Below are 7,240 nucleotides of genomic sequence, written 5' to 3' on the forward strand. Positions count from 1 at the left end.
GAAGTGAGGAGAACATCATGAATTTAGTATATGCAGATCAGCAAGGACAAGTTTACGACCATCCGTCATTGTACGGTTTGGCGCGCAGCGCCGATATGATCGTGGAAATCATGGAGGATGAGCTGATTCCCCTGCCGCAAGGAGCTACCTTGGTAGGTCTGCCGTGTACGCGTCCGATCGGGATGGATCCCGAAACGGGCGAAATGATTCCGTTACCCGGAGATGTGCAGGCGGTAGGCGCTTTGCTGCCTCAAGGGTTTACCCGGCTTTGCCTGCCCGGCTACGTGAAGACGGACAAAGACTATAAGCTTCCTTTATTCGGCTACTCGGCCGTAGTGTGGAAGGACGGCCAGTTCTACGTGACCGCCCGCATGTCGGACGATCCCGAGAAGTGGAACCCGCTGAACTGCGATCCCCTGGAATTAAAAAATCAGGTCAAATCCTACAAATCCAAATACCCGGAAAACCGGCTGTATGATCATCTCTCGAATTGCGCGCTGGGTTACGAGTGCCTGACGGCGTCGAATACGTTCTTAAACCGTTGGGAGGGCGCGGTCCCGGTTTCCTATTCTTGCAATGCCGGCTGCTTCGGCTGCATTTCGGAACAGCCCGACGACAGCGGTTTCGTCTCGCCGCAGACCCGGATGAACTTCCGCCCGCGCGTGGAAGAATTGGTGGAGATCATGCTGGAGCATTTGAAGACACCGGAGTCGATCATCAGCTTCGGTCAAGGCTGCGAAGGGGAACCTTCCACCCAAGCCAAACTGATCATCGAATCGATTCGCGAAGTTCGGCGCCAGACGGATATGGGTTATATTAATATCAATACGAATGCGGGCTTGTCCGATCATATCCGCGGCATCGTTGACGCGGGTCTGGACCTGATGCGGGTCAGCACGATCAGCGCGCTGGACGATCATTATAACGCGTACTATCGGCCACGCGGCTATACGCTTGCCAATGTCGAGAAATCGCTTCGCTACGCTTCCGAACAGGGCGTGTATACTTCCATCAATTATCTGATTTTCCCTGGGGTTACCGACCGTGAGGAAGAGATCGAGGCGATGATTGAGCTTGCTCGCCGCACGAAGCTGCGGATGATTCAACTGCGCAACCTGAACATTGATCCCGAAAGCTATCTGGAGCTGATTCCGAAGGCACAGGGAGATATTTTGGGGATGAAGCAGGCGATTGAGATTTTTCAGGAAGAACTGCCGGATGTGGTTATCGGGTCGTACACCCATGTTCCTCCGGCGGAATTGGCCCGGGTAAAAAAACGAGTCGAGGCGCCCAAACTTCCGTAAAACATCCAATTGCACCTTGATAAGAGCCATGCTATAATGTTCTACGTGTCATTATAACTCTGTGCACGATTGAGGCTCAGGGCGGAAAGAGGTGAAAGTGATGAAAGAAGCTATTCAACCGAAATATCACGTAACTACAGTGACTTGCGCTTGCGGGAACACCTTTGAAACAGGTTCCGTAAAACAAGATCTGCGCGTTGAAATTTGCTCCAACTGCCATCCATTCTTCACGGGTAAACAGAAATTCCTGGATGCCGGTGGTCGTGTGGACAAGTTCAAAAAGAAATACGGCATCTAAGGCGATCTACCCGCAGTGCAACAACTCGAATACATGCAAAATCCCCCGCTTCGAAAGCGGGGGATTTTTTCTGTTTGAAGAAATTATGAAATTATTTCTTGAACTCCACACTTTTGCGGAGGCTGGTCCATTCATCGCTGCCGATGAGGCCAAGCCGCCACAGAGCGATACCCTTCAGGTCGTATCGTTTGGCGAGGCCGGTCAAAGTGATGACGGATTGGGCATTCTCGCTGTCCAGGTTGAGCCCCAGTACCAGCTTGGTTTTGCTTGTCGCCTGAAGCGCAAGCCGAATGGCTTCGTCGACTTTGGCGGCCGGTTCGGGTCCGGCGCTGCCGGATGTTTGGTAATCGTAGGCCATGATGATCAGTTCGTCCGCGATACCGCCAAGCGCTGTGTAATCATAGCCCTGATAGGACGAATTCAGCGGATGAAGCGCGAGCGACAGCTTCATGCCGGCGGATTTGGTTTCGGCGGAAAGCTGCTTGACGAATGCGGTAAAAGAGCTGCGCGTCGCCGTCTTGTCCGTCGTCAGGCCAAGGCCTTCGAAATCAAGCATAATCCCTTGAAAATTCGTGTCCGTAGCCGTTTTAACCATATCCGATATCGCTTGCTGGCGTAATTCGGCATTGTCTAAAATCTTGGTCAGTTCCCCTTTGGTGTCCCCGGAATACACCATCAGATACGGGGTTGTCCGGGCGTCGGAGGCATCCGCAACTAAGCTCTCCGGCGTTGTGTCCCCGGCAGGCTCAGGCATACGGAAGTCTTTTCCCGTCAGGGTAAATTTACCGTTTTCGTCAATGCGGCTCCATCCGAAGGAGACGGCGTCCAGGCTGGGGATGGAAGATACGTCGGAAAAAGAAGAGATTGCATAAAAACCCAGCGTGTACATTCTTTTTTGCGGAGAAGCGATGGAAACGGTTTTGGTTTGCTGATTCCAGCCAACCCCCGCGCCGAACTGCTGGCTGAAAAAGCTCAGCGGAATCAGCGTGTTTCCTTGAACGGACATCGGCGCCACCGCCAAATTGACGCTGGACTGATTAACCTTTGCTTTTTTACTGTTAAGCGTCAACTCAACCCGAACCGCTTCCGCTCCCGTGCCTTTTATGGCGGATATGGTTTTGGAAGCCGGGTTCCATGTAACATTGACGCCAAGCGCTTCGGAAATGACCCGGAACGGAACCATCGTCGTTCCCTGAACCACCGTCGGTTCGGCCGGGAAGGACAAAGGATAGCCGTCCAGCAAAATCCGGATCGAAGATGCCGCTTCCGTCCGGTGCGGTGCCAACCCCGTCAATAAGCCTGTGGCGAGGACCGCGGTCAGCGCAAGTTTTCCCATTCTCTTCATCAAGCTCATCCTCTCAACTATATCTCTATCTAAGTCTATAGCATTCTAGTAAAATATCAAGTTTCCAGTATAATCCAGATTGAGACCGCCTTTACAGTTTTGATAGATTCCAAAGAGCGCTTTCAGCCAAGTTCTGCCTTCAGGTTGCATTTTGTACAGGCATGAGATATACTTAGTTTCGCCGTGCTAGATGGGGAGGTAGCGGTGCCCTGTAACTCGCAATCCGCTGTAGCGAGGTTGAATTCCTGTTAGAGGTCTTGTCGATGTGAGGCCGGTCTTTACGGCAGACGTTGACGGACGGGTCCTCCGCAAGGAGTGCCTGTGAACCTGGTCAGGTCCGGAAGGAAGCAGCCATAAGCAGTTCCACTCTTGTGCCGGAGGGTAGCCTGTCCCGAGTTGCGCTTTAAAGGTGCCGCTCGGATCGCAACGATCAATAACAGGTGCACGGTATAACGTTTGGAGAAGATACATCTTTGTCCTTGGGCAAGGGTGTTTTTTTGTGCCGTTTTCAGGGGATTTTCGGGGCGATATGAATAGAAGTTTTGCTCTCCACCCGAGTATAGTATAATAAGGAAGCGACGTTTGTCGCCTAAGGATAGAAAGAGGTGCCGCATATGGAGCATATTGCGCTGTACCGTGCTTGGCGGCCGCAGTCGTTTCAAGACATGGTTGGGCAACAGCATATCATCCGCACGCTGCAAAATGCGATTCGCGAACAGCGACTGGCCCATGCGTATCTGTTTAGCGGGCCGCGGGGAACCGGGAAGACGAGTGCCGCCAAAATTTTGGCCAAAGCCGTAAACTGCGAAAAAGGTCCTGCCGTGGAACCGTGCAACGAGTGCGATGCGTGCCGGCGGATTACCGCGGGCGCGGTGATGGACGTACTTGAAATTGACGCCGCTTCCAACCGGGGAGTCGAAGAAATTCGCGATCTGCGCGAGAAAGTGAAATATGCCCCGACGGAAGTGCGGCAGAAAGTTTATATTATCGATGAAGTTCATATGCTGACGACGGAAGCTTTTAATGCGCTGCTCAAAACGCTGGAGGAACCGCCGCCGCATGTCATGTTTATTCTCGCCACGACAGAGCCGCACCGGCTGCCGGCTACGGTGATCTCCCGGTGCCAGCGGTTTGATTTTCGCCGGGTTTCGCTGGAGGAGCAGAGCGAGCTTTTGAAGGCGATATGCGAGAAGGAAGGCATCGAAGCCGAAGAGGAAGCCATTCAGTATATCGCCCGATTGTCTGACGGAGGGATGCGGGATGCGCTTAGCATCTTGGATCAGATCTCTTCGTTCTCGGAAGGGAAGGTTTCGTATCAGCAAGTGCTGGACATGACGGGAGGCATTCCTTCACGGAAGTTCGCCGAGCTAGCCCAAACGCTGCTGGACGGCGATGTGGGCGGGATGCTGCAGTTGATCGACACCTTTATGCAGGAAGGCAAAAGCGCCGACAAGTGCATGGAGAACCTGCTCTACTATTTCCGCGATTTACTGATGATCAAAATGGTTCCGAAAGCGGACAAGCTGACGGAACGTGTGCTTGATCCTGAGGATTTCGGGGAAATCGCCGAAAAGTTCTCGCGGTCGCAGCTGTTCGGAATGATTGAAACGTTAAATCACTACCAGACGGAAATGAAATACGCAGCACAGCCGCAAACGCTGTTTGAGGTAGCGCTGCTTAAGCTGTGCAGTGTGCCTAGGGAGGAAGCTCCGGCGGTACAAGGAGCCGTGTCTCAAACTGGCGGTACGGCGCCATCGGCCGCTTCCGACGCGGAAGTGAAGCAGCTCAAACGCCAAGTCGCCGAACTTGAAAATAAGCTGGAGCGTGCGTTGCAAGGTGGGCTGGCCGCTGCCGGCGGCAGTACGACAGCAGCGGCTGCTTCGAATGGTCGCTCGCCGGGCCGAAGTCCCGCGCCGCGGGTTTCTTCCACCGCAAAGCTGCCTTCGGGCTTGGACCGTTATGTGGCACAGCGTAGCAGCCAGGAGCTTACCGCTGTTCAGAATAAATGGAACCAGATTCTGCAAGCCGTTAAAGATGAGAAGGTTACCATCCATGCCTGGTTCATGAACGGGGAGCCGGTATCGGCTCTGGAGGATTCCGTTCTGGTTGCCTTTAAGAACGATATTCACCGCGAAACGACGGAGAAGCCGGCCAACAAGCAGGTGATTGAACAGGTACTGGAACGTCTGCTTGGCGCTCCTTATCGTTTGGTCACCATGATGCTGAAAGACTGGACGGAGGCGATCGAAGGAGCGGCCGAGCCGCCGAAGGAACCCTTCGAACTGGAGCCTCCTCCGGAAGAGGGCGGAAGCAGCAAAGAACCTTGGGTAGATGAAGCGCTCCAAATGTTTGGCGACGATCTCGTCGTCATCAAGGAGTAACTTTTTTATCAAATAAGCAATTTAATATTAACCATGAAGACTAAAAAAGGAGATGCGTATAATATGAACAATATGAATCAAATGATGAAGCAAGTGAAAAAAATGCAGGAGCAAATGCTGAAAGCCCAGGAGGAACTCGGCGGCAAGATGATCGAAGGCAGTGCTGGCGGCGGAGTGGTGACTGTGCAGGTAAACGGACATAAAAAAGTGATGTCCTTGAATATTAAACCGGAAGCTGTCGATCCGGATGACGTGGAAATGCTGCAGGATCTGATTCTGACGGCCGTTAACGACGCTTTGAATAAAGCGGAAGAGCTTGCTAACCAAGACATGGGTAAATTTACGGGCGGAATGAAGATTCCCGGCCTGTTTTAATGAATACTTAACCGAAGGAGAACGCCCCATTGTATTATCCCGAACCGATCGCTAAACTGATCGACGCATTTACCCATTTGCCCGGAATCGGGCCTAAAACGGCCGCTCGGCTTGCTTTTCATGTTCTGCGCATGAAGGAAGACGATGTGATCGATTTTGCCAAAGCCTTGGTCAGTGTAAAGCGCAATCTCCATTACTGCTCGGTTTGCTGCAATATTACGGATACCGATCCCTGCCGGATTTGTCAGGATAAGACCCGGGATCCGTCCGTAATTTGCGTGGTGCAGGAGTCCAAGGATTTGGTGGCGATGGAACGGACAAAGGAGTTTGATGGCTATTACCATGTGCTGCAGGGAGCCATTTCTCCGATGGAAGGCCTTGGCCCGGACGATATCCGTCTCAAAGAATTGGTCACTCGCCTTAGCGACGAGCGTGTGAAAGAACTGATTTTGGCGACCAATCCGAATATTGAAGGCGAAGCGACAGCGATGTATATCTCCCGGCTGGTCAAGCCGTTTGATATTCGTGTGACGCGGATTGCCCATGGCTTGCCGGTCGGCGGCGATTTGGAGTATGCGGACGAAGTGACGCTTTCCAAGGCGCTGGAGGGCCGGCGCGAACTTCATTGACCGCTTATGCTTTGTTCAGATGCAAACCGTAAAGAGTCTTGTCCCGTAATGAGTTTCGGGGGCAGGGCTCTTTTTTGTTTTGTCGGCGAGTTCTAAGTTCTAAGTTTGTCCCTTTCCCGATACACATGAAATAAACCGGATGGGGGGCGAGCTGTAATGAGACTGGGAAAAGTGTGGGCTGTAAATCACTTGCCTGCTTTGAAAGCGAAAGAGGAGATGGACCACAAAAAGATGCTCTATCAAGAGGTGCGCAAAGCGCTGGGGGAATGGGAACAGGCTTCTGCGGCTTTTCAGCAGGCGGTCGGTCGTGATGAGGTAGATGTGGCGATATATACGTTGGAGGCGGCGGAGCGGCGTTATCAAATTCACTTAAAGGCGGCCAAGCAAGCCGACTTGGTATGGGATGCGTTTAAGCATGGAGCGTTTTATTGACCGATTGATGGAGAAGGGAGTGGCGAAGGAATGAAGATATTGCTAACCGGAACACTGATCGTATCTTTGATCTTGCTGCTGTATGTCTTGTTTTCGAAAAAGCTTGGTTTCGCCTGGATCACCCGTTTAGGAGTTCACATCGTATTTGCGGCGCTTGGCATCTATATCGTGAATTTCTCCGGACTGTTCACCGAAGCATACATTCCGATGAACCCGGTAACGATAAGCACCGCTCTGGTTCTGGGGCTGCCGGGAGTAGCCTTATTGCTCGGCCTCAAGCTAACCATAATTTGAATGGTTGACGGAGATTTGCTTTCTGTGGTACATTATAAATCGCTTCTTCGATGGGACGCGCTTTCATAAGGATTGGCGAACAAGCCTTTGAAAAAAATGCTTGACTATCGAACGGCGCACATGATATATTATAAAGGTCGCTGCTGAAACGAAGCGGAGACAAAAAACGAAGTTTGATCTTT

9 protein-coding genes and 1 other RNA gene are annotated in these 7,240 nt (G+C 52.2%); 8 read left to right on the forward strand and 2 right to left on the reverse strand.

All coding sequences use genetic code 11. The features are described 5' to 3' along the window. Positions 1 to 17: 17 nt before the first annotated feature. Together ACI48K_RS23890 and rpmE are read left to right on the forward strand one after the other, a co-directional pair. Positions 18 to 1,304: a radical SAM family protein gene (locus ACI48K_RS23890; RefSeq protein WP_475030147.1), complete on the forward strand. Its 1,287-nt coding sequence runs from the start codon at positions 18 to 20 to the stop codon at positions 1,302 to 1,304. A gap of 100 nt (positions 1,305 to 1,404) precedes the next feature. Next, positions 1,405 to 1,602, forward strand: a complete 198-nt coding sequence (gene rpmE, locus ACI48K_RS23895) for a 50S ribosomal protein L31 (protein WP_211024737.1) — start codon at positions 1,405 to 1,407, stop codon at positions 1,600 to 1,602. A 91-nt stretch (positions 1,603 to 1,693) separates the two neighbouring features. Here rpmE and ACI48K_RS23900 read toward each other — a convergent pair whose 3' ends face one another. Then, positions 1,694 to 2,947, reverse strand: a complete 1,254-nt coding sequence (locus ACI48K_RS23900; RefSeq protein ID WP_475030148.1) for a stalk domain-containing protein — start codon at positions 2,945 to 2,947, stop codon at positions 1,694 to 1,696. A 181-nt stretch (positions 2,948 to 3,128) separates the two neighbouring features. On the opposite strand from ACI48K_RS23900, the gene ffs reads away from it, so the two are divergent. The 6 genes from ffs (at position 3,129) to ACI48K_RS23930 (ending at position 7,058) form a co-directional block, all read left to right on the forward strand. After that, an RNA gene (ffs, locus tag ACI48K_RS23905) (signal recognition particle sRNA large type) lies at positions 3,129 to 3,395 on the forward strand. Positions 3,396 to 3,561: 166 nt separating this feature from the next. Further along, a complete protein-coding gene (gene dnaX, locus ACI48K_RS23910; RefSeq protein ID WP_475030149.1) occupies positions 3,562 to 5,328 on the forward strand; it encodes a DNA polymerase III subunit gamma/tau in 1,767 nt (588 codons plus the stop codon). A gap of 63 nt (positions 5,329 to 5,391) precedes the next feature. Continuing rightward, complete coding sequence (locus tag ACI48K_RS23915; RefSeq protein ID WP_475030150.1) at positions 5,392 to 5,703, forward strand: YbaB/EbfC family nucleoid-associated protein; 312 nt, start codon at positions 5,392 to 5,394, stop codon at positions 5,701 to 5,703. Positions 5,704 to 5,732: 29 nt separating this feature from the next. After that, positions 5,733 to 6,332 (forward strand): recombination mediator RecR, encoded by a 600-nt coding sequence (gene recR, locus ACI48K_RS23920; RefSeq protein ID WP_475030151.1) that lies wholly within the window; start codon positions 5,733 to 5,735, stop codon positions 6,330 to 6,332. 156 nt (positions 6,333 to 6,488) lie between these two features. Further along, positions 6,489 to 6,764: a DUF2508 domain-containing protein gene (locus ACI48K_RS23925; protein WP_475030152.1), complete on the forward strand. Its 276-nt coding sequence runs from the start codon at positions 6,489 to 6,491 to the stop codon at positions 6,762 to 6,764. Positions 6,765 to 6,794: 30 nt separating this feature from the next. Then, positions 6,795 to 7,058 (forward strand): pro-sigmaK processing inhibitor BofA family protein, encoded by a 264-nt coding sequence (locus tag ACI48K_RS23930; protein ID WP_475030153.1) that lies wholly within the window; start codon positions 6,795 to 6,797, stop codon positions 7,056 to 7,058. Here ACI48K_RS23930 and ACI48K_RS23935 read toward each other — a convergent pair. Further along, the coding region (locus ACI48K_RS23935) for a hypothetical protein (RefSeq protein ID WP_475030154.1) at positions 7,039 to 7,240 on the reverse strand (202 nt) is incomplete at its 5' end. The two genes, ACI48K_RS23930 and ACI48K_RS23935, sit on opposite strands and share 20 nt — an antisense overlap.

This window comes from Paenibacillus terrisolis, assembly GCF_056171975.1.

Bases quoted from the DNA above. Each gene is read 5' to 3' on its own strand.
- ACI48K_RS23890 (WP_475030147.1), top strand. From the start codon at position 18: ATGAATTTAGTATATGCAGATCAGCAAGGACAAGTTTACGACCATCCG.
- rpmE (WP_211024737.1), top strand. From the start codon at position 1,405: ATGAAAGAAGCTATTCAACCGAAATATCACGTAACTACAGTGACTTGC.
- ACI48K_RS23900 (WP_475030148.1), bottom strand. From the start codon at position 2,947: ATGAAGAGAATGGGAAAACTTGCGCTGACCGCGGTCCTCGCCACAGGC.
- dnaX (WP_475030149.1), top strand. From the start codon at position 3,562: ATGGAGCATATTGCGCTGTACCGTGCTTGGCGGCCGCAGTCGTTTCAA.
- ACI48K_RS23915 (WP_475030150.1), top strand. From the start codon at position 5,392: ATGAACAATATGAATCAAATGATGAAGCAAGTGAAAAAAATGCAGGAG.
- ACI48K_RS23925 (WP_475030152.1), top strand. From the start codon at position 6,489: ATGAGACTGGGAAAAGTGTGGGCTGTAAATCACTTGCCTGCTTTGAAA.
- ACI48K_RS23930 (WP_475030153.1), top strand. From the start codon at position 6,795: ATGAAGATATTGCTAACCGGAACACTGATCGTATCTTTGATCTTGCTG.